General features: G+C 70.8%; 24 protein-coding genes and 4 tRNA genes. 20 read left to right on the top strand and 8 right to left on the bottom strand.

Annotated features, from left to right (window positions below; translation table 11 throughout):
* Positions 1 to 5: 5 nt before the first annotated feature.
* The 3 genes from QNO26_RS07450 to QNO26_RS07440 all read right to left on the bottom strand — a co-directional run bounded on the left by QNO26_RS07450 (position 6) and on the right by QNO26_RS07440 (position 3,064).
* Positions 6 to 1,211, bottom strand: a complete 1,206-nt coding sequence (locus QNO26_RS07450; RefSeq protein ID WP_257530911.1) for a thiolase family protein — start codon at positions 1,209 to 1,211, stop codon at positions 6 to 8.
* A gap of 73 nt (positions 1,212 to 1,284) precedes the next feature.
* Positions 1,285 to 2,481 (bottom strand): ribonuclease D, encoded by a 1,197-nt coding sequence (locus QNO26_RS07445; protein ID WP_257638375.1) that lies wholly within the window; start codon positions 2,479 to 2,481, stop codon positions 1,285 to 1,287.
* Positions 2,474 to 3,064, bottom strand: coding sequence for a DUF3000 domain-containing protein (locus QNO26_RS07440; protein WP_257530915.1), 591 nt, complete (start codon positions 3,062 to 3,064; stop codon positions 2,474 to 2,476). Before QNO26_RS07440 ends, QNO26_RS07445 begins: the two co-directional genes overlap by 8 nt.
* A 25-nt stretch (positions 3,065 to 3,089) precedes the next feature.
* Here QNO26_RS07440 and QNO26_RS07435 point away from each other — a divergent pair, with 25 nt between their 5' ends.
* The 4 genes from QNO26_RS07435 to QNO26_RS07420 all read left to right on the top strand — a co-directional run bounded on the left by QNO26_RS07435 (position 3,090) and on the right by QNO26_RS07420 (position 7,441).
* A complete protein-coding gene (locus QNO26_RS07435; RefSeq protein WP_257638374.1) occupies positions 3,090 to 4,313 on the top strand; it encodes an alpha/beta hydrolase family protein in 1,224 nt (407 codons plus the stop codon).
* A 42-nt stretch (positions 4,314 to 4,355) separates the two neighbouring features.
* Entirely contained in the window at positions 4,356 to 5,384 is a 1,029-nt protein-coding gene (zapE, locus tag QNO26_RS07430; protein ID WP_257530919.1) for a cell division protein ZapE, read from the top strand.
* Positions 5,385 to 5,573: 189 nt separating this feature from the next.
* Positions 5,574 to 6,800, top strand: a complete 1,227-nt coding sequence (locus tag QNO26_RS07425; RefSeq protein WP_257530921.1) for an ammonium transporter — start codon at positions 5,574 to 5,576, stop codon at positions 6,798 to 6,800.
* A gap of 149 nt (positions 6,801 to 6,949) precedes the next feature.
* On the top strand, positions 6,950 to 7,441 hold the full coding sequence (locus tag QNO26_RS07420; protein WP_257530923.1) for a type II toxin-antitoxin system PemK/MazF family toxin: 492 nt from the start codon (positions 6,950 to 6,952) through the stop codon (positions 7,439 to 7,441).
* Between the two features lie 82 nt (positions 7,442 to 7,523).
* Here QNO26_RS07420 and QNO26_RS07415 read toward each other — a convergent pair.
* A tRNA-Val gene (locus QNO26_RS07415) sits at positions 7,524 to 7,599 on the bottom strand.
* Between the two features lie 148 nt (positions 7,600 to 7,747).
* Here QNO26_RS07415 and QNO26_RS07410 point away from each other — a divergent pair.
* From QNO26_RS07410 to QNO26_RS07385, 6 genes are all read left to right on the top strand, one after another.
* Positions 7,748 to 7,820: transfer RNA gene (locus tag QNO26_RS07410), tRNA-Gly, on the top strand.
* Between the two features lie 53 nt (positions 7,821 to 7,873).
* Positions 7,874 to 7,947 (top strand) — tRNA-Cys (locus QNO26_RS07405).
* 24 nt (positions 7,948 to 7,971) lie between these two features.
* Positions 7,972 to 8,046: transfer RNA gene (locus tag QNO26_RS07400), tRNA-Val, on the top strand.
* A 161-nt stretch (positions 8,047 to 8,207) separates the two neighbouring features.
* Entirely contained in the window at positions 8,208 to 9,536 is a 1,329-nt protein-coding gene (locus tag QNO26_RS07395; RefSeq protein WP_257530925.1) for a hypothetical protein, read from the top strand.
* 71 nt (positions 9,537 to 9,607) lie between these two features.
* Positions 9,608 to 10,114, top strand: coding sequence for a glycine cleavage system transcriptional repressor (locus QNO26_RS07390; RefSeq protein ID WP_257638365.1), 507 nt, complete (start codon positions 9,608 to 9,610; stop codon positions 10,112 to 10,114).
* A gap of 55 nt (positions 10,115 to 10,169) precedes the next feature.
* Positions 10,170 to 10,349: a hypothetical protein gene (locus QNO26_RS07385; RefSeq protein WP_257530929.1), complete on the top strand. Its 180-nt coding sequence runs from the start codon at positions 10,170 to 10,172 to the stop codon at positions 10,347 to 10,349.
* A gap of 22 nt (positions 10,350 to 10,371) precedes the next feature.
* Here QNO26_RS07385 and QNO26_RS07380 read toward each other — a convergent pair whose 3' ends face one another.
* Positions 10,372 to 11,529, bottom strand: a complete 1,158-nt coding sequence (locus QNO26_RS07380; RefSeq protein WP_257638373.1) for an SLC13 family permease — start codon at positions 11,527 to 11,529, stop codon at positions 10,372 to 10,374.
* A gap of 172 nt (positions 11,530 to 11,701) precedes the next feature.
* Between QNO26_RS07380 and thrS the strand changes: the two genes are divergently transcribed.
* Genes thrS through QNO26_RS07365 form a run of 3 tightly spaced genes read left to right on the top strand, consistent with a single transcriptional unit; the run spans position 11,702 to position 14,882 of the window.
* Positions 11,702 to 13,711 carry a threonine--tRNA ligase gene (gene thrS, locus QNO26_RS07375; protein ID WP_257530931.1) on the top strand — a complete coding sequence of 670 codons (2,010 nt, stop codon included), beginning with the start codon at positions 11,702 to 11,704 and terminating at the stop codon, positions 13,709 to 13,711.
* A complete protein-coding gene (locus QNO26_RS07370) occupies positions 13,708 to 14,250 on the top strand; it encodes an HIT family protein (protein ID WP_257638364.1) in 543 nt (180 codons plus the stop codon). The genes thrS and QNO26_RS07370 overlap by 4 nt, the downstream gene beginning before the upstream one ends.
* Positions 14,251 to 14,273: 23 nt before the next feature.
* A complete protein-coding gene (locus QNO26_RS07365; protein ID WP_257638363.1) occupies positions 14,274 to 14,882 on the top strand; it encodes a hypothetical protein in 609 nt (202 codons plus the stop codon).
* 24 nt (positions 14,883 to 14,906) lie between these two features.
* Here QNO26_RS07365 and pdxY read toward each other — a convergent pair whose 3' ends face one another.
* Together pdxY and QNO26_RS07355 are read right to left on the bottom strand one after the other, a co-directional pair.
* The gene (gene pdxY, locus QNO26_RS07360; RefSeq protein WP_257530937.1) at positions 14,907 to 15,758 is read right to left on the bottom strand and encodes a pyridoxal kinase PdxY; all 852 of its coding nucleotides are present in this window, start codon (positions 15,756 to 15,758) and stop codon (positions 14,907 to 14,909) included.
* A 16-nt stretch (positions 15,759 to 15,774) separates the two neighbouring features.
* Positions 15,775 to 17,112, bottom strand: a complete 1,338-nt coding sequence (locus tag QNO26_RS07355; protein ID WP_257530939.1) for an aminotransferase class I/II-fold pyridoxal phosphate-dependent enzyme — start codon at positions 17,110 to 17,112, stop codon at positions 15,775 to 15,777.
* 41 nt (positions 17,113 to 17,153) lie between these two features.
* Here QNO26_RS07355 and pdxS point away from each other — a divergent pair, with 41 nt between their 5' ends.
* The gene (gene pdxS, locus QNO26_RS07350; protein WP_257530941.1) at positions 17,154 to 18,086 is read left to right on the top strand and encodes a pyridoxal 5'-phosphate synthase lyase subunit PdxS; all 933 of its coding nucleotides are present in this window, start codon (positions 17,154 to 17,156) and stop codon (positions 18,084 to 18,086) included.
* Between the two features lie 2 nt (positions 18,087 to 18,088).
* A complete protein-coding gene (gene pdxT / locus QNO26_RS07345) occupies positions 18,089 to 18,679 on the top strand; it encodes a pyridoxal 5'-phosphate synthase glutaminase subunit PdxT (protein WP_257530943.1) in 591 nt (196 codons plus the stop codon).
* A gap of 13 nt (positions 18,680 to 18,692) precedes the next feature.
* Here the strand turns inward: pdxT and QNO26_RS07340 are convergent, their stop codons facing one another.
* Entirely contained in the window at positions 18,693 to 20,072 is a 1,380-nt protein-coding gene (locus QNO26_RS07340; protein ID WP_257530945.1) for a pyridoxal phosphate-dependent decarboxylase family protein, read from the bottom strand.
* A gap of 83 nt (positions 20,073 to 20,155) precedes the next feature.
* Here QNO26_RS07340 and QNO26_RS07335 point away from each other — a divergent pair, with 83 nt between their 5' ends.
* From QNO26_RS07335 to QNO26_RS07315, 5 genes are all read left to right on the top strand, one after another.
* The gene (locus QNO26_RS07335; protein ID WP_257530948.1) at positions 20,156 to 20,920 is read left to right on the top strand and encodes a YebC/PmpR family DNA-binding transcriptional regulator; all 765 of its coding nucleotides are present in this window, start codon (positions 20,156 to 20,158) and stop codon (positions 20,918 to 20,920) included.
* 70 nt (positions 20,921 to 20,990) lie between these two features.
* A complete protein-coding gene (ruvC, locus tag QNO26_RS07330; RefSeq protein WP_257530950.1) occupies positions 20,991 to 21,560 on the top strand; it encodes a crossover junction endodeoxyribonuclease RuvC in 570 nt (189 codons plus the stop codon).
* A 56-nt stretch (positions 21,561 to 21,616) separates the two neighbouring features.
* On the top strand, positions 21,617 to 22,243 hold the full coding sequence (gene ruvA / locus QNO26_RS07325; protein ID WP_257638362.1) for a Holliday junction branch migration protein RuvA: 627 nt from the start codon (positions 21,617 to 21,619) through the stop codon (positions 22,241 to 22,243).
* Entirely contained in the window at positions 22,236 to 23,297 is a 1,062-nt protein-coding gene (gene ruvB / locus QNO26_RS07320) for a Holliday junction branch migration DNA helicase RuvB (RefSeq protein WP_257530954.1), read from the top strand. Before ruvA ends, ruvB begins: the two co-directional genes overlap by 8 nt.
* A gap of 81 nt (positions 23,298 to 23,378) precedes the next feature.
* A complete protein-coding gene (locus tag QNO26_RS07315) occupies positions 23,379 to 23,825 on the top strand; it encodes a preprotein translocase subunit YajC (RefSeq protein ID WP_257530956.1) in 447 nt (148 codons plus the stop codon).
* Positions 23,826 to 23,845: the final 20 nt, after the last annotated feature.

Below are 23,845 nucleotides of genomic sequence, written 5' to 3'. Positions count from 1 at the left end.
GGGTCCTACTTCTTCTTCTTGCCGTCGTAGTGGGGGTTCTCCCAGATGACCGAGCCGCCCTGGCCGAGGCCGACGCACATCGCGGTCAGTCCGTAGCGCACGTCGGGGCGCTCGGCGAACTGGGCGGCGAGCTGGATCATGAGGCGCACGCCGGATGCCGCGAGCGGGTGACCGACGGCGATGGCGCCGCCCCAGGGGTTGACGCGCGGGTCGTCGTCGGCGATGCCGAAATGGTCCAGCAGCGAGATCACCTGGATCGCGAACGCTTCGTTGAGCTCGAACAGCCCGATGTCGGAGATGTCGAGGCCTGCCTTGCGCAGCGCCTTCTCCGTGGAGGGGATGGGGCCGATGCCCATGATCTCCGGCTGCACGCCGGCGAAGGCGAACGAGACCAGGCGCATCTTGGGCGCCAGTCCCAGCTCCTTCACCGCACGGCCGCCGGCGAGCAGCGACATCGTCGCCCCGTCGGTCAGCGGCGACGAGGTGCCGGCGGTGACCCGCCCGTGCGGACGGAAGGGCGTCTTCAGGTTCGCCAGGTCCTCCATGGTCGTCTGCGGACGGCGGCCTTCGTCGGCCGTGGCCAGGCCCCAGGCGCCGTCGGCACCCTTGATCGCGACGGGCACCAGGTCGGGCTGGATCTTGCCGGCGTCGTAGGCGGCCTGCAGCTTGTGCTGGCTCAGCATGCCGTAGCGGTCGGAGCGCTCCTTGGTGAGGTGCGGGAACCGGTCGAAGATGCGCTCTGCCGTGACGCCCATGTTGAGGGCGCCCGGGTCGACCATCTTCTCCGCCACGAAGCGCGGGTTGGGGTCGGCGTTGGTGCCGATGGGGTGGTGGCCCATGTGCTCTACGCCGCCGGCGAGGGCCACGTCGTACATGCCGTAGCCGATGGAGCCGGCCATGGTGGTGACGCTCGTCATGGCGCCCGCGCACATGCGGTCGATCGCGAAGCCGGGGACCGTCTGCGGCAGCCCGGCCAGGATCGCCACCGATCGTCCGAGGGTCAGCCCCTGGTCGCCGGTCTGGCTCGTCGCGGCGATGGCGACGTCGTCGATGCGGTCCGCGGGAACATTCGGGTTTCGTTCCATCAGCCCGATGGTCGCCTTGACGGCGAGGTCATCGGAGCGGGTGTTCCAGTACATGCCTTTTTCGCCGGCGCGCCCGAACGGGGTCCGCATGCCATCGACGAAGAAGACGTCCGAAATCTCGGCCACTCTGCCTCCAAAAATAGGGATTTCCGCCAGCCTAGGAAGACCCGGGAACCGGCAGGAATCGGTTGGGCTGAACCTACGAAGCGTTTTCCGGCTCGCCCGACGCTGCTTGCACGGAACGCACAAATGCGTCGGTGATCACCTGTGCAGTCCGTTCAATCTGCCAGCGACGGGCACCCAGGTCGGCGAGGGCCTGACCGATGGATGCCACGTCGACCTCCGCGGGCGGCGACCACGCCACGCGGCGCAGCGTGTCGGGTGTGAGGAGGTTCTCCATCGGCATCCCGAGGTCTGCTGCGACCTGCTCCACGGCGGGGCGTGCGGCCTTCAGGCGCGCGTCGGCGGCCGGGTTGCGGTCCGCCCACGCGCGCGGCGGCGGCATGCTGTCCCCGGTGACGCGCTCCGGCGGCAGGGCGGTGTCCGCGCGGCCCGCCTCGATCGCCGCCCACCAGCGGTCCAGCTGCGAGCGGCTGGCGCGGCCGGTGAAGTCCTTCAGCTTGGACAGTTCCTGCTTGCTCGCGGGATCGGCGAGGACGGCGGCGACCAGGGAGCGGTCGGGGACGAGCCGGCCGGGAGACACGTCCTGCTCCCGGGCATATTCCTCCCGCGCGGTCCACAGGGCCCGGGCGACGGCGAGCGAACGGCGTCCGCGCACGGTGTGCAAGCCGCTCAGCCGGCGCCACGGGTCCTCGCGGGGAGGCTTCGGCGCGCGGTCGAGCACCGCCTGGAACTCTTCCGCGGCCAGCGCCGTCTTGCCCTGCTCGTCGAGCTCGGCCGCCAGCGCGTCGCGCACGTCGACGAGCAGCAGCACGTCGAGCGCGGCATACTCCAGCCAGGCCTGCGGGAGTGGGCGGGTCGACCAGTCGGCCGCGGAATGCGCCTTGTCGAGGGTGATGCCCAGGGTGTCCTCGACCACGGCACCCAGGCCCACGCGCTCGTGGCCGAGGAGGCGCGCCGCCAGTTCGGTGTCGAAGATCGACGGCGGCTCGAGGCCGATCTCACGCAGCGACGGCAGGTCCTGGCTGGCGGCGTGCAGCACCCACTCCTCGCCGCCGATCGCACGCTGCAGCTGGGTCATGTCGCCGATCGCGGGCGGGTCGAAAAGGAACACCCCGGCATCCCGCCGGAACACCTGAACGAGGTAGGCGCGCTGCGAGTAGCGGAAACCGCTGGCCCGCTCGACGTCGACGGCCACCGGCCCGTGACCCGCGGTCAGCGCCGCACAGGCGGCGGCCAGCCCTTCGGCGTCCTCGATGACCCGATACTCAGCCACGGGCGCTCCGGCGCGGTCCGAACACAGCGATTTCCTCCGACCCTGGCGGCAGTCCCGCCAACATGCACGTCAATTCTGCCCACGCCTGCACGTGGTGCGCGACGTCGCCGGCCGGCGACCAGGAGGCGCGCAACTCGATCTGTGCGCCGTCGCCCTGGTCCGCCAGGGTGCCGAACCCCTTCGAGAGGGTCTTGGTGGCGGTGCCGGATGCCGCGTCGTAGCGGGCGCCGCGGGCGTCCAGCGCGTCGACGAGCCAGGACCACGCCACGTCGGCCAGCAGCGGATCGGTTCCGATCTCGGTCTCCAGCGGGGCCTGCGCGAAGCAGACGATGCGCCACGCCCCGCCCCAGGCGGCGACGCCGGCGTCGTCGTGCAGCAGGATGAACCGGCCGGTGCCGTAGGGAGAGTCCACGCCGTGCTCCTGCGGACGCACGTCGCCGGCGAGGGCGATGGCGTCGGGGGCGAGGCCGCCGGGCGCGGGAATCTCCCGCACGACGAAGTCGGAACGGAACGTCAGCGAACGCACCCGGTCCACCGCTTCGGCGAACGTGAGGGGCCCCTCCGGAGGGCGCGGATCATCCACGTCGACAGACTAGAGTGAGCGCACCATGATGGCTTCCAGGCGCGCCGTCCCGCCCGGCGCCTCTCTCACCGCCCCCGCCGTGGTCGGAGGCGTTCTCGTCTTCCTCGCCACCGCGCTCAGCGGCGTCCTCGCGACGATGGGCGTTCTGGCGGTTCGCATGGCGCGCCGCGTCGTGACCCCCGCCGGTCGCGTCCCCGACACGACCATCGTCGACGTCGACGCCGCGGCGCAGACGATCACCCTCACGCGCACCGCCGACACCGAGCTGCCGGGCCGGTATGGGCTGTTCACCAGCGGCACGGCGCCCTACCTCAAGCTGGGGTCGGTGCTCGGCGAAGACGCGGGCACCGTCACCCGCAAGCTGCTCACGCACGTGCCGGCGGAGTCGCGATTGGCGCCGCAGGCTGCCTTCTCGGGTTGGTACTACGACGATCCGGCGCAGCTGCAGCTGCCGTTCACCGACGAACTCATCGGCGGTCCGATCGGGCCGTGCCCGGCCTGGCTCTTCCCCGCCGCCGGCCCCGGTGACACCTGGGTCGTCCAGGTGCACGGCCGTGGCACGACCCGCGCGGAATGCCTGCGCGCCGTGCCCGTCTTCCACGCCGCCGGCATCACGTCGCTGATCGTGGCGTACCGCAACGACGGCGAGGGCCCGCGCAGCCGCACCGGCACCTACACGCTGGGCGCCACCGAATGGCGTGACATCGATGCCGCGCTCGGCTTCGCCCGCCGTCACGGCGCGCGTCGCGTGGTGCTGATGGGGTGGTCGATGGGCGGCGCGATCGCCCTGCAGGTCGAGCTGAACTCTCCCCACGGCGACCTCATCGCGGGCGTCGTGCTCGAATCGCCGGTCGTGGACTGGCGGATCGTGCTGGACTATCAGGCCAAGAAACTCAAAGTGCCCGGCCCCGTCACCCAGCTGGCCCTCGGTGCGCTCGGCACCGAGTGGGCGGGTGCGGTCACGCGTGCAGGCGGGCCGATCCCGTTCGACAAGCTCGACGTCGTCGCACGGGCGGGCGAGCTGCGGCATCCCATCCTCATCCTCCACAGTGACGACGACGGCTTCGTCCCCTCCGACGCATCGCACGATCTGCTCGTGGCCCGGCCCGACCTCGTGGAGTTCGAGGTGTTCGAGGTCGCGCGGCACGCGAAGCTGTGGAACTACGACCAGCAGCGCTGGAACGACCGCATCACCCGGTGGCTGCGCGCGCATGGTCTGACCGCCGCGGAGCCTGCAGCGCACAGCTGATCCGGTCTCCCGCTGTCCACCCCGCGACTAGGATCGACACCCATGACCACCACCGGCACGGGCATCGTGCATCTGAGCGAACGCCAGCCCCAGGTCACCGGTGATCAGATGGTCGCCTCCCTCGTCCCGCCGCCGCAGTTCGCCGACGCCACCTTCGACACCTACCGCGCCGATGAGGCCTACCCCTCGCAGCAGGAGGCGAAGGAGACCCTCACCGCGTTCGCCGGCGGTGGCGGGCCCGCAGCCCGCGGCGGGTTCTTCCGCCGGGCGAAGAAGACCCCGGAGCTCAAGCCCGGCGTCTACCTCGACGGCGGCTTCGGCGTCGGCAAGACGCACCTGCTGGCCGCGATCTACCACGCCGTGCCCGCCCGCCGGAAGTACTTCGGCTCGTTCATCGAGTACACCGCACTGGTCGGCGCCCTGGGCTACCAGAAGACCGTCGAGCTCTTCCGCGGCTCCGAACTGCTGTGCATCGACGAGTTCGAACTCGACGACCCCGGCGACACGATGGTGATGACGCGGCTGCTGGGGGAGCTGGTGGCATCCGGCACGCGCCTCGCTGCGACGTCGAACACCCCGCCGAATGCGCTCGGGGAGGGACGGTTCGCCGCTCAGGACTTCCTGCGCGAGATCCACGCGATGTCCGAGAGCTTCCAGACGATGCGCATCGACGGCACCGACTACCGTCAGCGCGCGGTCGACGGGCACGCCGTCGTGCTCGACGACGCCGGCTATGCGCAGGCGATGACGGATGCCGCGGCCGCCGGGACCGTGTCCGACGACGATTTCTCCGCTGTCGTGGCGCACCTCGCGAGCGTGCACCCCTCCCGCTACATCCGGCTGATCGAGGGCGTCGACACGGTCGGCCTCCGCGATGTGGTGCAGCTCGAGGACCAGTCCGCGGCGCTACGGTTCGTCGCCTTCGTCGACCGCGCGTACGACGCGCAGATCCCCATCCGCGCCACGGGTGTCGCCCTCGACGGCGTGTTCGGCGAGGACATGCTCGCCGGCGGCTACCGCAAGAAGTACCTCCGCGCGATCTCGCGGCTGGTCGCTCTCACTCACTCCTGAGGGTTCCGGGAGCGCGTTCGCGGCTTCCCGAAACGTGATGTTTACCGGGGATGCCCGGGCGTAACGGCCCCGAAACACGACCTGCACGGTGTCAGAAACGGCGCATGAGGAGACTGGGCGAACACGCCGCGGCGAACCCGTACCCAGCCGAGACGTGTCCCTGTCACTGATCAATGTGAGGTAACACCTATGGACGCACCCGGCAACATCGCCTGGGGGATCATGGCCACCGCGCTCGTGCTTTTCATGACGCCCGGTGTCGCCTTCTTCTACGGCGGTCTGGTCAAGGCCAAGAGTGTCGTCAGCATGATGATGATGAGCTTCGGCGCACTCGGACTCATCAGCGTGCTGTGGATCCTGTACGGCTACAACATGAGCGCGGTCGGCAGCCCGTGGGAGTTCGCGGGCAACCCGTTCAGCGACTTCGCCCTCAGCGGCCTCGCTTCCGGTGACGACGCCAACACCTCGCTGATCGGTGTGGCATTCGGCTCCACGTTCGCGATCATCACGGTCGCGCTCATCTCCGGCGCCATCGCCGACCGCGCCAAGTTCGGCTCCTGGATGCTGTTCGCGGGCCTCTGGGCGACGATCGTCTACTTCCCGGTCGCCGCGTGGGTCTGGGGCGGTGGCTGGATCTTCAACCTCGGCTCGAGCATGGGCTTCGGCACCGAGGTGATCGACTACGCCGGTGGCACCGCGGTGCACATCAACGCCGGTGCGGCGGCTCTGGCCCTCGCCCTGGTGCTGGGCAAGCGCATCGGCTTCCAGAAGGGCATCCACAAGCCGCACAACGTGCCGCTGGTGATGCTCGGTGCTGCGATCCTGTGGTTCGGCTGGTTCGGGTTCAACGCCGGCGCTGAGTGGCTCTCGGAGGACATGGCCGGGGTCGGCCTCATCGGCATCAACACCATCGGCGCGACCGCCGCCGCTGTGCTCGGCTGGGTCGTCATCGAGAAGCTGAAAGACGGCAAGGCCACGTCGATCGGTGCCGCGTCCGGCGCCGTCGCGGGTCTCGTCGCCATCACCCCCGCCTGCGCCAACCTGACGCCGGGCTGGGCCCTGCTCCTCGGTGTCGTCTCCGGTGCCGTCTGCGCCCTGGCCGTCGAGCTGAAGTGGAAGCTCGGCTTCGACGACTCCCTCGACGTGGTCGGCATCCACCTCGTCGGTGGCCTCATCGGCACCATCTACCTCGGCTTCTTCGCCACCGAGACCGGCCTGTTCGTCGGCGGCAACGCCGAGCAGCTGATCATCCAGGTGATCGCCGCGGTGGGCGTGCTGGTCTACTCCTTCGTCGTCGCCGGCATCCTCGGCTTCGCGATCCAGAAGACCCTCGGCTTCCGCATCAAGAACGAGGACGAGATCGCCGGTGTCGACACCGTCGTGCACGGCGAGGAGGGCTACGCGCTCGTCGACTGACGGGTTGAAGCCACCCACGATCGGGGGCGTCGCGGCTACGGCCGCGGCGCCCCTTCCGCATGTCCGCATCGCGACGGGGGAACCGGCCGCTGAGGCCTTGCCGCGCTTAGGGTGAGTCCGTGGGTACCCCCGGTCTGATTCGGCGGCTGATGAGCCGCCTGCGTGCGTCTGTGCGCCCCGCGGCACCGTCCCGGCCCGGTGTCGGCTCGTCGCCCGGACAGGCCGGCGCGACGGCGACCCTCGAGGTGACGCCGCCCCGGGCCGGCGCCCTGCGCATCGCCTACGCTCCCGAGACCGACGACGAGCCGGATGCGGGAGAGGTCGTCTGGACCTGGGTGCCGTACGCCGAGCGCGACGGACGCGGCAAGGACCGCCCGGTGCTGGTGATCGCGCGCGAGAGTGCCGATCGGGTGTACGCGGTCAAACTGACCAGCAGGCCGCGCGATGCTGACCGCGACTACATCCCGATCGGCGCGGGGGAGTGGGATTCGAAGGGCCGACCGTCGTGGGCCGACGTCGACCAGATCTACAGCGTGCACGCCGCCGGCATGCGACGCGAGGGCGCTGCCGTCGACCGGGGCGCGTTCGACCGCGTCGCGGCGGAGCTGGGTCGGCGGTACGGGTGGAAGACCGCGGCCTGATCGTGGCTGTGCGCGGTGCGACCCCGGGGCCCCGGCGGGCGGGAACAAGAAAGGCCCCCGGGTTCACCGGGGGCCTTTCTGATGGTGGGCGATACCAGACTCGAACTGATGACCTCTTCCGTGTGAAGGAAGCGCGCTACCAACTGCGCCAATCGCCCGTCGCCCCGAGGGGCCTCAACGAGCATACCGGATGCCGAAGGCGCCTCCGCACCATCGGGGCGAGACACGCGCGGGGCGCGCCTGGTTTTGCACTCGGCTCGGAGTCGGCTAAAGTCATTCAAGTGCCGGAGCGATCCGGTGCGAAATGCGGATGTAGCGCAGTTGGTAGCGCACAACCTTGCCAAGGTTGGGGTCGCGAGTTCGAGTCTCGTCATCCGCTCGAGTGTAGGGATCCTCTCCGGAGGATCCTTGGCACGTGGGGTCAAACCACACGGTGGCGTGGCCGAGCGGCTAGGCACCGGCCTGCAAAGCCGTTTACACGGGTTCGAATCCCGTCGCCACCTCCACTCACAACTCAACAGCCCTGACGGGCGCGATTGGCGCAGCGGTAGCGCGCTTCCCTGACACGGAAGAGGTCACTGGTTCGATCCCAGTATCGCGCACCACTGAAAGCCCCCGGGAGACCGGGGGCTTTTTCCTTTCCTCCGCGCGCCGGCGCCCCGTGCCTCGCCGCCGGCAGCGGGCCCGTGGCGGCGGCCGGCCGGCGGGTGTAGCGTCCCGCGCACGCAGCGGCACCCGGACGGCGGCGCCGCGGGGAGGATGCCGCATGATCGCTGCCCCGTACGAGCGGGTCCGGTTCCTGGGCTACGCCATCCCCACCTCGCCGGCCGACATCGTCACGGTCGGCTATTCCGGCGGTCCCGGTGCGATGGCCGGGTCGTACCGCGGGTTGCACGATCCGGATGCCGACATCCGGGGACGCTGCCGAGTGCTCACGACCGCGGTGGATCTCGCGCGCGCACAGCTGCACGACCTCGGCGACCCGAGCGTGCTCAATGTCTTCGTCGCACCGGAGTCGTTCTGGCATGGGCCCGCCGGGCCCTACCTGACCGCGCCCGGCGACCCCGACCCGGTGCAGACGATCGCGGCGCTGCTGCGCGAACAGTTCGACCCGGCCGACTACCCGCACTTCCTGATGGTCATGGGGTCGGCGCTCACCGCGGAGGTCGCCGACATCGACGCCGTGCTCTCCTCGCCCGAGGCCCGGACGCGCAACGACCTCGTCCGCCGCCTGGCAGAAGCCTGGCGGGCCACCTCGGGGTCGATGAGGGAGGCGTACTTCGGCGCGATGGTCGGGCTGATCCGCAGCGCGCATGCCGCGCCACTCGTGCAGGTGCGCAATCGAGCGCTCGTCCTCGGCACGACACCGCTCGACGGGGTGCTCGAACCGTGGCATGCGACCGTCGCCTCCGTTGAGAAGTACTTCGACTCGAACGAGGACTTCGTGCTGTGGGACGTCGCCGACAGAGCCGTCGTGACCGAGGCGCTCGCCTCGTACCCCGCGCTGGACCTGTCGGGCGGCGACCTGAAGCGCGCGCCCTTCGATCCGTACGCCGTCTTCGCGCTGCCGGCCGCGGGCGATCCGCTGCACACCGCGGTGGAGGTGTGTCTGGACCACACCGACCGCCGACTGCGTCGCAGCGACGCGCGCAGCCCGTGGCCCGGTGCCCGCGGGCGGATCGACCTGCACCTGGTGCCCTCGTGCGGCGCGCAGCTGCATGCGTCGGCGGTCGCCGCCGGCGCCGGCGGGTGGGCGTTCAACTGCGACGGCCAATACCCGCTCGGCGACCTCGGTGTCTCGGACCTGCGCAGGCAGGGCGTCGTCGGCGGAGTGCCCTGCGTCTACGCCGATCATCTCGACGAAGCCGCCCCCGGGCATGCCGCTCACACCCAGCTCGCCCGCGTGCGCACCGCACCGCAAGGCGGCGACCCGCACGCACCGGGGGCACAGGATGCGACGTTCACGGCGCCGGACGAGGTGACCCTCGACACCGTCCCGGTGCCCGCCATCGACGGCATCGCGGAGATGTTCGCCGGTGGTCCCGGTGCGCTGCACCTGTACGGGCTGGGTGAACCGCTGCCGCTGCGCCGCTGAGTCATGGCCGCTGTCTTCGAGCGCGCGATGGCCCAGCCACCCCCGCGTGTCGGCACGGCTAGGCTCACCGCATGGCACATCTCGTCCTCACCGTCGTCGGCGATGACCGCGCCGGACTCGTCCGCACCCTCGCCGACACCGTCGCCGCCCACGGCGGCAACTGGGAGCGCAGCGAACTGGCCGAGCTCGCCGGCGCCTTCGCCGGCATCGTGCTGGTGTCGGTTCCCGACGACCGGGTCGACGCCCTGCAGGCGGACCTCGAGGGTCTCGCGGGACTGCTGCGGGTCACGACGCACGCCGGCGGCGAGCCGTCCGCGGCCGCCACCGGTCATGTGGGCTTCACCGTGCTGGGCAACGACCGGCCGGGGATCGTCCGTGACGTCACGGCGACACTGGCCGGCCTCGGCGCGAGCATCGACTCCTTCGCGAGCCGCACCCGTGAGGCGCCGATGGCCGGCGGCACACTGTTCGAGGCGACGGTCGACGTGCGGGTGCCGGCGGAGGTGGATGCCGCGGCCATCACGACCGCGCTCGAGAAGCTGGCGGGCGAGATCCAGGTCGACATCGCGCTCGGGTGACCGTCTTGCCGCGCTCTTTGGCTAGCATCTGAGAACCGGACCGACGGAGGCATCCATGTTCATCGTGTACTCGATCCTGTTCCTGCTCGGCTTCTACCTGTTCGGGCTGGCGTTCCTGCTCGACTCCGGGTTGAGCCCGCTGGTCTTCGTCGGCGGAGTGCTGGCGGTCTCCGCAGCGCTGGCGCTCGTCGTGCACGGTCCGGGCGGCGGCACGGGCGAACGCGCTCACCACTGACGGCGGTGGCGATGCGGCCGACTCAGCGGGCGAGCGGCAGGACGGCGAGCGCGACGATCAGCGGAGCGGCGACGAGGCCGAGCAGCACGTAGCGCCGCCACGGCACGTCGACACCGACCGCGCGCAGGCGATCGTGCCACAGCAGTGTCGCCAGCGACGCCCAGGGGGTGATCAGTGGCCCCGCGTTCACCCCGATGAGCAGCGCGGCCAACCGCACGGGCGAGTCGGCGACCGGCTCGAGCGCGAGGTACGCCGGCAGGTTGTCGATCGCGTTGGAGACCACCAGTCCCGCGCCGGCCAGTCGCCACAGCGACACCAGGTCATCGCCCGAGCCCGCTACGGCGGCGATCAGGGCTCCCGCGCCCGCCGCCTGCAGCGCACCGACGGCGAGGAAGAGCCCCGAGGCGAACACCACCAGGTGCCACGGCACGAGCCCCAGCCGCAGCCGGCCGGGTCGCCGCCAGGCGTACAGACACGTCATCGCCGCCGCCGCGGCCAGGGCGGGCCGCCACGGCGGCACCCCCGACACGAGCAGCGGAAGCAGCACGAGCACCACGACCGATGCCGCGCGCAGCAGCACGCGGTCGGCGACCCGCGGCGCCGGGGCGGGGACGTAGCGACCCCGCAGATGCCGCCGGTGGATCGCGAGCAGCAGCGCGACGCTCACCGCGACCGCCACGACCGCGGAGGGCCCCAGCAGTGCGAGGAACCCCCATGGGGTGCCGTCATCGAGCCGGTGGGCGGCGAGCAGGTTCGTCAGGTTCGACACCGGCAGGAACAGCGACCCGGTGTTGGCCAGCCACACGGTGGTGAAGGCGAAAGGCAGAGGATTCAGGCCGTTGGCTCGGGCGACGACGACGACGACCGGCGTCAGCAGCACCGCTGTGGTGTCCAGCGACAGGAAAGCGGTGACGACGACGGCCAGCGCCACCACGGCGAGCCACAGCACGACGGTGCGGCCACGCGCCAGCCGTGCCAGCCACGCCGCGACGACGTCGAAGACGCCCGCTGCGGCGGCGAGCTCCGCCACGACGGTGACCGCGACGACGAACAGCAGGATCGGCCAGACGCGATCGGCGATCGCCAGGGCGTCCGCCGCGGGCAGCACTCCGCCGAGCACGGCACCGCCGCCCGCCAGCAGGAGGACGGCTCCGATCACGGCGAGCTTCACGGCATCCATCATGGTCGCCCGCGCACCCCACTAGAATCGTCCGCATGGAACTGCGCCGGATTGCCGCTGCGACCGTCGTCGCGGCCACCGGCACGCGAACGCTTCAGGCCTGAGCGGGCAGGGCGCCGAGCGCCCGAAGCTGAGCAGCCATTGTTCCGAGCCACCTTCTGGAGAAGTTCCTGTGACTGACGTCGTGATCCCCTCAGACGTGACCTACCCCGCCGACGGGTTCGCCCTGTTCCCCGACCGCAGCGTGATCGCGCTGCGCGTGAACGGCGAGCTGAAAGACCTCGCCACGACCGTCGAAGAGACCGACGACGTCGACCCGGTGACGATCGACAGCCCCGACGGTCTGTCGATCCTGCGGCACTCCACCGCCCACGTGCTCGCGCAGGCGGTGCAGCGCATCCGCCCGCAGGCGAACCTCGGCATCGGCCCGCCCATCGAGAACGGCTTCTACTACGACTTCGGCGTGGAGGAGCCCTTCACCCCCGAGGACATCAAGGCCATCAAGAAGGAGATGGAGCGCATCGTCCGTGAGGGCCAGCGCTTCGTCCGCCGCGTCGTCACCGACGAGGAGGCACGCGCGGAGCTGGTCGACGAGCCGTTCAAGCTCGAGCTGATCGACCTCAAGGGCGGCTCGAAGGATGCCGCAGAGGGCGCCTCCGTCGAGGTCGGCGCCGGCGAGCTCACCATCTACGACAACGTGAGCCGCGACGGCGAGACCGTGTGGAAGGACCTCTGCCGCGGCCCCCACGTTCCCGGGACCCGCATGATCGGCAACGGCTGGGACCTCACCCGCATCGCCGGCGCCTACTGGCGCGGCAGCGAGAAGAACCCGCAGCTGCAGCGCATCTACGGCACCGCCTGGCCGACGAAGGACGAGCTGCGGGCATACCAGCAGCGTCTCGAGGAGGCGGCCAAGCGCGACCACCGCAAGCTCGGTAAAGAGCTGGACCTGTTCTCGTTCCCCGACGAGATCGGCTCCGGCCTGTCGGTGTGGCACCCCAAGGGCGGCGTCGTCCGTGGCGAGATGGAGCAGCACGCCCGTCGCCGTCACCTCGAGGGCGGCTACACCTACGTCTACACGCCGCACATCACGAAGGAAGACCTCTTCCTGCAGTCCAACCACCTCGTGACCTACCGCGAGGGCATGTTCCCGCCCATCCGCATGGACGAGGAGCGCGACGCCGAGGGCAACATCGTCAAGCAGGGCCAGGACTACTACCTGAAGCCCATGAACTGCCCGATGCACATCCTCATCTACAAGGAGCGGGCACGCAGCTACCGCGATCTGCCGATGCGCCTCGCCGAGAACGGCACGGTCTACCGCAACGAGCTCTCCGGGGCGCTCCACGGCCTCACCCGCGTGCGCGGCTTCACCCAGGACGACTCGCACCTGTTCGTCACGCCGGACCAGCTCGAGGCGGAGACCACGCGGGTGCTGGAGTTCGTGCTCTCGATGCTGCGCGACTTCGGTCTCGAGGACTTCGAGCTCGAGCTGTCGATGCGCGACGACGAGAAGGAGAAGTGGATCGGCTCCGAGGAGTTCTGGGAGTACTCCACCAATGCCCTGCGCAATGTCGCCCATTCCAGCGGACTGAAGGTCACCGAGGTCCCCGGCGAGGCCGCGTTCTACGGGCCGAAGATCGACCTGAAGACCCGTGATGCCATCGGGCGCACCTGGCAGCTGTCGACCGTGCAGGTCGACGTCAACCTGCCGGAGCGCTTCGACCTGGAGTACACCGGTCCCGACGGCGAGAAGCACCGTCCGATCATGATCCACCGGGCGCTGTTCGGCTCGATCGAGCGTTTCTTCGCCATCCTGCTCGAGCACTACGCGGGGGCTTTCCCGGTGTGGCTGGCGCCCGTGCAGGTCGTCGCGATCCCGGTGGCGGAGCAGTACGGCGCCTACCTCGACGGCATCGTCGACCGGCTGCGCATGCAGGGCGTGCGCGCCGAGGTCGATCACTCCGACGACCGCATGCAGAAGAAGATCCGCACGCACACGACGCAGAAGGTGCCGCTGCAGCTGATCGCGGGGGAGCAGGACCGCTCCGCCGGCACCGTGTCGTTCCGCTTCCGCGACGGCACCCAGACCAACGGGGTGCCCGTCGACGACGCCATCGCCCTGGTGATGCGCGCGATCGCCGAGAAGAAGCTCGTCGACACGGCGGAGGACCTCGCGTGAGCGAGCAGGAACTCGTCGACGCCGCGACCCTCGCGGGCGTTCCCGACGGGTTCCAGCGGCTGTGGACGCCCCACCGTATGGCGTACATCAACGCCGGACCGGAGGCGATGCGGGCGGCCTGCCCGTTCTGCGCCGCTCCGGAGAAGTCGGATGCCGACGGGCTGATCGTCCACCGCGGACGCACCGCCTACGTCGTGCTGAACCTCTTCCCCTACAACTCCGGACATCTCCTCGTCTGCCCCTACCGGCACGTCGCGACGTACGACCAGGCGACATCGGAGGAGGTCGCCGAGATCGCCGCGCTGACCCAGACGGCGATGCGGGTGCTGCGCCAGGTGTCGCGGTGCGACGGCTTCAACATCGGCATGAATCAGGGCGCGGTGGCGGGGGCGGGCGTCGACGAGCACCTGCACCAGCACATCGTGCCGCGGTGGGCGACGGATGCGAACTTCTTCCCGATCATCGCGAAGACCAAGGCGCTGCCCCAGTTGCTCGGCGAGGTGCGCGAGGCGGTTTCCACAGCGTGGCCTCAGGAGTGACGGCACCCCGCTAGCCTGGCGGGATGCCTTCGAGAAGATTCGCCTTCCTGCCGTCGCCGCGCGCGCTGACCGCTGCAGCCGCCGCGGGGGTGCTCGCCCTGTCGCTCACCGCTTGCACGACCGCGCCGTCCACCGAGGGCGCCCAGCGCATCGATGCGTCCGCCACGGCCGAGGCGCCGACGCCGGAACCTTCCGAGGGTGCAGAGGATGTCGCGGCGGACGAGGGCATGGCGGCGGCCTTCGCGGAGCGCGACAGGTTCCTCGCCGACCAGCAGCAGCCGCTCGACGGCTCGCCGCTGGTGGCGAAGACGCCCGCCCAGATCGAGCTCGTCACCGCGCAGCGTGAATACGTCGAGTCGCAGGGCGCGACCTGGGACGCGAACGCCGAGAGCATCACCCTCGCCCTGCCGCTCGACGCGTGCGAGACGTCGATCCTCAACGGGCACGCCATCGACGTGGAGACGTTCCGCGCCCACGTGAACTCCTCGCCGCTCATCGACGCGGTCTCCGGAGGCGACCCGCAGGCCATCGAAGGCGCGGTCAGCATGATGGTGTTCGGCACGCGGTTCATCTGCCCCGACGACGCCGCGCAGTGGGAGTCGGCCTGGAGCGAGACGGACGGCGTCTACTGACGCCGGCACCGCCTCGCAGACCGGTCAGCGCACCTGGCGTACGTCGAACTGCATGAGCGGGTGCGCGTAGTACTCCTGCGATTCCACCAGCGCCAGTTCTCGCCGGCCGGACTCGAACGTCGTGCGCAGCAGGTCGTAGACGCTCGACGTCGTCCGTGCGAGGGCCTCGGCCGCGCTGCCGGAGCGACGGTAGTGAGCGGTGAAAAGCGCCGCCGTCACGTCACCCGAGCCGTTGGCCTTCATCGGCAGCAGCGGCGTCTGCACGATCCAGGCGCCGCTGTCGTCGACGGCGAGCATCTCGATGGTGCCCTCGGCGCGGTCGGGACGCTCCACGCTCGTCACGAGCACCGTCTGCGGACCCATTGCACGAGCGAGATCGGCCGCGTCCAGCGTCTGGTCGATCGTCGCGGGCTGCGTGTCGGTGAGGTAGCCGAGCTCGAACTGGTTGGGCGTGATGATGTCGGCGACCGGCACCACGCGCTCGCGCAGCAGCACGGGGATCGTGGGTGCGACGAAGCAGCCGGACTTCGCGTTGCCCATCACCGGGTCGCACGCGTAGACGGCATCCGGATTGGCTTCCTTCACCCGGCGCACGGTGTCGATGATCACGTCGCCGATGCCCTCGCCGCCCTGGTAGCCCGACAGCACGACGTCGATCTCGGGGAACGCGCCGCGCTCCTCGATGCCGGCGATCACCGCGCGCACGTCGTCCGGCGAGATCATCGGGCCGCGCCACGAGCCGTAGCCGGTGTGGTTGGAGAAGTTCACGGTGTAGACCGGCAGCACCTCCACGCCGATGCGCTGCAGCGGGAACACCGCGGCGGAGTTGCCGACGTGCCCGTAGGCGACGGCGGACTGGATCGACAGGATGTTCACGACAGGGGACCTTCTCTCATCGGGATGCCGTCATGCGGACGGCGGCGGCGACGTCGGCGGCCAGGCGCTCCGCCTCGGCGTCGGACAGGGTGTGGACGGTGAGGCGCAGGCGCTCGGACGCCCCGCCGTCGGCCAGGGCGAACTCGTCGCCGGGCCGGGCCAGCCAGCCGCGGCGCATCAGCTGATCGGTCACCGCGCGGGCGGGCACACCGAGGTGCACCCACAGACTGAGTCCGTCCCCGGCGCGGCAGGTGAGGCCGTGGGCGCTCAGCCGTGCGGCGAACGCACGGTTGCGGGCCAGGTAGTGCGCGCCGGCGCGCTGCACCGCTGCCATCACGGCAGGATCGGTGACCTGCGCGACGGTGAGGCGCTGCAGCAGGTGACTGACCCAGGTCGTGCCGGGGCTGAGGCGCATCGCCAGGCGACCGGCGGTCTCGGCGTCGGTCGCCGCGACCGCGAGGCACATGTCGGGGCCCAGGAACTTCGACACCGAGCGCACCAGTGCCCAGCGGCGGTGCGACGCGCCCACGATCGAGTGATAGGGCCGATCGGTCAGCAGCGAGAGGTGGTCGTCCATCACGACGAGCACATGGGGGTGGTCGCCCAGGACGGCCCGCAGGTCGGCGGCGCGCCGGGCGGTGAGACTCACGCCGGTCGGGTTCTGCGCACGCGGGGTGCAGATCACCGCCCGCACGCCGTCCGCCAGGGCGCGGGCGAGTCCGTCGACGGTCATCCCCTCGTCGTCGACGGCCACGGGGACGGGGCGGTAGCCGCCCAGACGCACGGTGCGGATGCTGGACAGGAAGCAGGGGTCCTCGAGGGCGACGGCGTCATCGCGCACCAGCGCCCCGGCGAGCAGTCGCTCCATCGCGTCGACCGCGCCACCGGTGACGGTGATGCGCATCGCCGCCGGGTCTGCGACGTCCGGGGTCATCCAGCCGCGCGCCCAGCGCTCCAGATCGGGGTCGATGACGGGTTCGCCGTACAGCACAGGGCGGCCGGCGAGCGCGGCGAGCGCGCCGGTGAGATCGGGGATCAGCGCCGGGTCGGGGTTCCCGTCGCCGACGTCGCGCAGCACGCTGTCCTGCGCGAACCCCTCGATGGGCATCGGTGCGGGGGAGGCCACCCTCGTGCCGCCGCGGCCGTGCGACGCGACGAGCCCCGCCTGGCCGAGCAGGCGGTAGGCGGCGACGACGGTGTTGCGGTTGACCCCGAGGCGGTCGGCCAGTGTGCGCACCGGCGGGAGCGCGTCACCGGGAGCGAGATGCGCGCTGTCGACGAGGGCGCGCACGCTGTCGGCGATCTCCGCCGCGGTCGTCCCCGTGATCCCGTCGGTCACCGTCGCGTTCTCCATCTGCTCGAATCTACAGCTCAGGACATGCTAGCGTCTGGCCTATGCCAAACATTGAGCGCGCCGCGCAGGCGCCGGAGAACCCGCTGCAGGCCGCGACGACCGGATCGGCCCGCGTGAAGCGGGGACTGGCCGAGATGCTCAAGGGCGGGGTGATCATGGACGTCGTCACCGCCGAGCAGGCGCGCATCGCCGAGGACGCCGGCGCGGTGGCGGTGATGGCGCTGGAACGGGTTCCCGCCGACATCCGGGCGCAGGGCGGCGTCGCCCGGATGAGCGATCCCCAGCTCATCGACGACATCATCGCCGCCGTGTCGATCCCCGTCATGGCGAAGGCGCGCATCGGCCACTTCGTCGAGGCGCAGGTGCTGCAGCAGCTCGGCGTGGACTACATCGACGAATCCGAGGTGCTCTCGCCCGCCGACTACGTCCACCACATCGACAAGTGGCCGTTCACCGTCCCCTTCGTCTGCGGTGCGACGAACCTCGGCGAGGCACTGCGCCGCATGACCGAAGGCGCCGCGATGATCCGCTCGAAGGGCGAGGCGGGCACCGGCGACGTGTCCGAGGCGACGCGCCACATCCGCACCATCTCCGCCGAGATCGCTCGGTTGCGCTCCATGAGCAGGGACGAGCTGTACGTGGCGGCGAAGGAGCTGCAGGCGCCCTACGAGCTGGTGGCCGACGTCGCCGAGCAGGGGCGACTGCCCGTGGTGCTCTTCGTCGCGGGCGGGGTGGCGACGCCCGCGGACGCCGCGATGATGATGCAGCTCGGTGCCGACGGGGTCTTCGTGGGATCGGGCATCTTCAAGAGCGGCGACCCGGCGGCGCGCGCTGCGGCGATCGTGAAGGCCGTCACGTTCTTCGACGACCCGCGGGTCGTCACGGACGCCTCCCGCGGCCTCGGGGAGGCCATGGTCGGCATCAACGTCGCCGACCTCGCCGCTCCCCACCGCCTCGCGGACCGCGGCTGGTAGTCATGGCGGCACGGCGTGCCGGAGTCCTCGCCCTGCAGGGCGACGTGCGCGAGCACCTGCGCGTGCTGAGCCGGCTGGGCGCCGACGCGGTACCGGTCCGCACGCCCGCGGATGTGGCATCCGTCGACGCCCTCGTCATCCCCGGCGGCGAGTCGAGCGTCATCGACAAGCTGTCTCGCACGTTCGGGCTGCACGGCCCGCTCCGCGCGCGCATCGCGGCGGGGCTGGCGGTGTACGGCACGTGCGCGGGCCTCATCCTGCTCGCCGACCGGATCATCGATGGGGCGCCAGGACAGCAGACCTTCGGCGGCATCGACGCGACGGTGCAGCGCAACGCGTTCGGGTCCCAGGCCGAGTCTTTCGAGGCCGACCTCGACGTGCAGGCGCTCGGCGCCCCGCCGGTGCACGCGGCGTTCATCCGCGCTCCGAGAGTGATCTCGGTCGGGCCGGGTGTCGAGGTGCTGGCCGCGCTGGGCGACGGCGGCATCGTCGCGGTGCGTCAGCAACGGCTCCTCGGCACCGCGTTCCATCCCGAGGTGACAGGGGACGATCGCTTCCACGCGCTGCTGCTGCAACTGGCGGACGAGCGCTGACCGACCTCCGGCGTCAGGCGGATGCCACCGTCGGCGACAGCCGCGCGATCGCATCCGCCGTGCGGTCGATATCGGCGGACGAGGTCGCCCAGTTCGACATCGAGCAGCGCAGCACGGCGCGCCCGCGCCACTGGGCGCCGGTGAGCGCGGCGGTTCCATCGGCGAGGATCGCGGCCCCCAGTTGCCGCGTCGCGTCATCATCGTCGAGGCGGAACATCACCTGGGTGTAGACGACGTCGTTGACGACGCTGATCCCGGGGATGGCCCGCAGACGCGCCTCGAGCTGCCGCGCGTTGCGGTGGAGCCGCTCGACCAGCTCGACCACACCGTCTCTGCCGAGAGAACGCAGCGCAGCCCATGCCGGCACGCCGCGGCCGCGGCGCGAGAGCTCCGGGGTGATGTCCCACGGATCGAGGCTCGTATGGATGAGGTAGTCGCCGGCGGCATGGAAGAGGGCGACCGAGTCGGCGGGATCGCGCATGATCGCCATGCCGCAGTCGTAGGGGACGTTCAGCGTCTTGTGTGCGTCGGTGGCCCAGGAGTCGGCCTGACCGACGCCCGCGGTGAGATGGCGCAGCATGGGGGTCGCTGCAGCCCAGAGACCGAACGCACCGTCCACGTGCACCCATGCGCCGTGGCGTCGAGCGAGAGGGATGAGCTGGTCGAACCGATCGAAGGCGCCCGAATGCACCTCGCCGGCCTGCAGGCACAGGATCGCCGGCGCGCCCGCGCCGGCCGCAAGCTCCTGCGACAGCGCTTCCGGCAGCATCCGCCCCTGATCGTCGGAGGCGACGACGGTGATCTCGTCGCTGCCGACCCCGGCGAAGCGCAGCGCGCGGTCGACCGCACCGTGACGGTCGGCGCCGGCGAGGAAGCGCAGCGGCGGTGCACCGCGCAGCCCGCGCTGCACGAGATCCCATCCCGCGCGTCGCAGCATGGCGTGCCGCGCGGCGGCGAGACAGGCGAAGTTCGCCATCTGGGCGCCGGTGACGAAGCCGACCGATGCCGTCGCCGCCAGGCCGAGCAGCTCGCACACCCACGCGCCGGCGATGCGCTCGAGCGCGACGACGGTGGGGGTCATCGTGCTCGAACCCGAGTTCTGATCCCACGCCGACACCAGCCAGTCGGCGGCCAGCGCAGCCGGCACAGTGCCGCCGATGACGAAGCCGAAGAAGCGCCCGCCGGGGATCGACACGAGACCGGGCTCCGCGCGGTCGACCAGCTCCGCGATCACCGCGCCGGCATCGCTCGGCCCGTCCGGCAGCGAGCGGCCGAAGGCGGAGAGCATCTCATCGAGGTCAGCACGCGGCCAGACCGGGCGTTCGTCCAGGTCGTCGAAGAACCCCAACGCCGCGCGGTAGGCCGCGCCGAGGGCCCGTTCCCTCTCGTCCATGCCGCCAGTGTCCTCCGACGTGGCGCTCGGCACCACCGGGTGCGTCGCGCGCGAGCGGTACCTGTCCCTTTAGACTGTTCCGCATGTCCGGCCACTCCAAGTGGGCGACGACCAAGCACAAGAAGGCCGTCATCGACGCGCGTCGTGCCAAGTCGTTCGCCAAGCTCATCAAGAACATCGAAGTCGCCGCCAAGATCGGCGGCGCCGACCTCTCCGGCAACCCCACGCTCTACGACGCGGTGCAGAAGGCGAAGAAGACTTCGGTCCCCAACGACAACATCGACCGCGCCATCAAGCGCGGAGCGGGCATCGGGGGAGAGGCCGTCGAGTACACCTCGATCATGTACGAGGGCTACGGCCCCAACGGCGTGGCGCTCATGATCGAGTGTCTGACCGACAACAAGAACCGCGCAGCGGCCGAGGTGCGCACCGCGCTCACCCGCAACGGCGGCACGCTGGCCGACCCCGGCAGCGTGGCGTACAACTTCACACGCAAGGGTGTCATCGTCGTGTCGTCGGAGAACACCACCGAAGACGACGTGATGCTCGCCGTGCTCGACGCCGGCGCCGAGGAGATCCTGCCCCACGGACAGGGGTTCGAAGTCATCACCGAGGCGTCCGACCTCGTCAAGGTGCGCACGGCGCTGCAGGATGCCGGGATCGACTACGAGTCGGCCGACGTGGAGTTCGTGCCGAACCTGAAGGTCGAGATCGACGTCGACACCGCGCGCAAGATCTTCCGGCTCATCGACGCCCTCGAAGACAGCGACGACGTGCAGAACGTCTTCAGCAACTTCGACCTCACCCCCGAGGTGCAGGCCGAGCTGGAGAACGACTCCGAGGACTGACCGCACCCCGCACGGCCGCGGCCCGGAGCGCCTGGGCCGGGCGCCGCGCGCCGCGGGTTAGCGTGGGGGAATGGCATCCACCGGCATCCTCCGCGTGCTCGGCGTCGACCCCGGTCTGACCCGGTGCGGCGTGGGCGTGGTCGACGTGGCCCGTAACCGATCGGCGTCGCTCGTGCACGTCGGTGTGGTGCGCACCGAGGCGACGTTGCCCATCGAGCAGCGGCTCGCGGCCATCGCCGCGGGGCTGCGCGCGGTGCTCGACGCACATCGGCCCGACGTGGTCGCCGTGGAGCGGGTGTTCGCCCAGAACAACCGCAGCACCGTGATGGGGACCGCGCAGGCGAGCGGCATCGCGCTGCTGCTGGCAGGGGAGCGCGGGCTGCCTGCGGCGACCCACACCCCGTCGGAGGTCAAGGCCGCGGTGACAGGCTACGGCGCGGCCGACAAGCTGCAGGTGCAGACGATGGTCGCCCGTGTGCTGCGCCTGGACGAGCTGCCGCAGCCGGCGGACGCCGCCGACGCCCTGGCGCTCGCCCTCTGCCACGGCTGGCGCGGAGGGTCGACCGCGACCGTCGCGGCCGCCGGAACGCTCACGCCGGCGCAGCGGGCATGGGCGGATGCCGAGCGAGTGCGGCGCTGACGCCGGCGGCGCGTGTCGATAGAACAAATGTCCGAGCGCGCCCGTAGGCTCGGAGCATGATCTCCTCTGCGCGCGGCCGCGTGCTGCACCTCGACCCCGACAGTGTGATCGTCGACGTCAACGGCGTCGGCTTCTCGATCGCGGTGACGCCGCAGCTGTCGCGCACCTTCCACGTGGGCGACGAGATCGTGCTGCACACGCACCTCATCGTGCGCGAAGACGCCCTGTCGCTCTACGGGTTCGCCGAGCGCGACGAACTCGCCGTGTTCCTCCAGCTCATCAGCGTCTCCGGGGTGGGTCCGAAGTCGGCGCTGGGTGTGCTCACCTCGCTCAGCGTCGCGCAGATCGCGCAGGCCGTCGCCGCCGAGGACGACGCGCCGTTCCGTCGGGTGTCGGGCATCGGCCCCAAGACCGCCAAGCTCATCGTGGTGCAGCTCGCCGGCAAGCTGCAGGCGCTCGGGCTCGGGTCGGCCGCGGCGCCCGCACCCCGCGCCGACGCCGCGGTGATCGCGCAGGTCGTGACCGCGCTCGTCGGTCTCGGCTGGAGCGAGAGGATCGCCACCGAGGCCGTGGGCGGCGTGGCCGAGGCGGCATCCGATCGCGATCGCGGCGATGTGCCCGCCCTGCTGCGACTGACGCTCGCCCAGCTCGGGCCGGCACGCAAGGAGCCCGCCGGTGGATGACACGGAGGTCCGAGACCCCGCCGAGCCGCAGGACGAGATCGAACTGGCCGTCGAGGGTGCCCTGCGCCCCACGTCGCTGGCCGAGTTCGTCGGCCAGCACAAGGTGCGCGGCCAGCTGCAGCTGCTGCTCGAGGCCGCACGCATCCAGCAGCGGCCGGCCGACCACATCCTGCTGTCCGGCCCCCCGGGCCTCGGCAAGACGACGCTCGCAATGATCGTCGCGCACGAGAGCGACCGGCCGCTGCGCCTGTCATCGGGTCCCGCGATCCAGCACGCCGGCGACCTCGCGGCGCTGCTGTCGAGTCTCACCCCGGGCGAGGTGCTCTTCATCGACGAGATCCACCGCATGGCCCGCTCGGCCGAGGAGATGCTCTACCTCGCGATGGAGGACTTCCGCATCGACATCATGGTCGGCAAGGGCGCGGGTGCCACGAGCATCCCGCTCGAGCTCGCCCCCTTCACCCTGGTCGGCGCGACGACCCGGTCGGGCATGCTGCCCAACCCGCTGCGCGACCGCTTCGGCTTCACCGCCCACCTGGAGTACTACGAGCCCGACGAGCTCGAGCAGGTGATCGAGCGCTCCGCCCTCGTGCTCGGTCTCGGTCTGCCCGCACACGCCCGGTCGGAGATCGCACGGCGCTCGAGGGGCACCCCGCGTATCGCCAACCGGCTTCTGCGCCGGGTGCGCGACTACGTCATCGTCCACGGCCAGCCCGGCCGCGCCGGCGGTGACGGCACGCGTCCCGCCGCCACGCAGGCCGACGTCAACGCCGCGCTGGAGTTGTATGACGTCGACCCCATCGGGCTGGACCGCCTGGACCGCGCCGTGCTCGATGCGCTCGTGCGCCGATTCCGCGGCGGACCCGTGGGCCTCGGCACCCTCGCGGTGACGGTGGGGGAGGAAGCGGAGACGATCGAGTCGGTGGTCGAGCCGTACCTCGTGCGCATCGGATTCATGGGGCGCACGCCGCGAGGACGCATCGCCACGCCTGAGGCCTGCGCGCACCTGCGCGTCCCGCACGGTGACGGGGCGTTGCGCATCGATGACCTATAATCACTGAAGGCTTACGCCGCCATCTCCTGTGCTGGGTCGTTCCGCGTCGGCACGCCCGAACCGAAAGGTGATCTCACCTCCATGGAATTCGCTGCCTTCTTCGCCGAGTACGGCCTCATCCTCATGCTCGGTCTGCTCCTGGTGTTCATGTTCTGGAGCTCGCGTCGCCGCATGCAGCGCCAGAAGGCCGAGCAGGAGACCAAGGCCCGCCAGACCGTCCCCGGCGCCGAGGTGCTGCTGCAGGGCGGCCTTTACGGCACCATCGTCGAGTACGACCCCGAGAACCTCGACCAGCCCGCGATCGTCGAGATCGCGCCGGGCGTGGAGATCAAGGTGCACAGCCAGGCCATCCTGCGCGTGGTCGACCCCGCCGAAGGCGCGGTCACCGAGGACGAGTTCATCGAGTCCGAGGCCGACGAGGCGGAGTATGTCGCCGACGTCGCAGACGGCGAGATCATCTCCATCGATGACGACCGCGAGCGCGCGTCGGGCACCGATTCCGACCCGGGCGCCAAGCCCCAGGCCTGATCCGCGTCGCCGCTGACGCG

The sequence above is a fragment of the Microbacterium sp. zg-Y1090 genome (genome assembly GCF_030246945.1).
Lineage (GTDB): Bacteria > Actinomycetota > Actinomycetes > Actinomycetales > Microbacteriaceae > Microbacterium > Microbacterium wangruii.
Note: the sequence above shows the minus strand (reverse complement) of the source record. Positions and strands in the feature narration are given on the sequence as shown.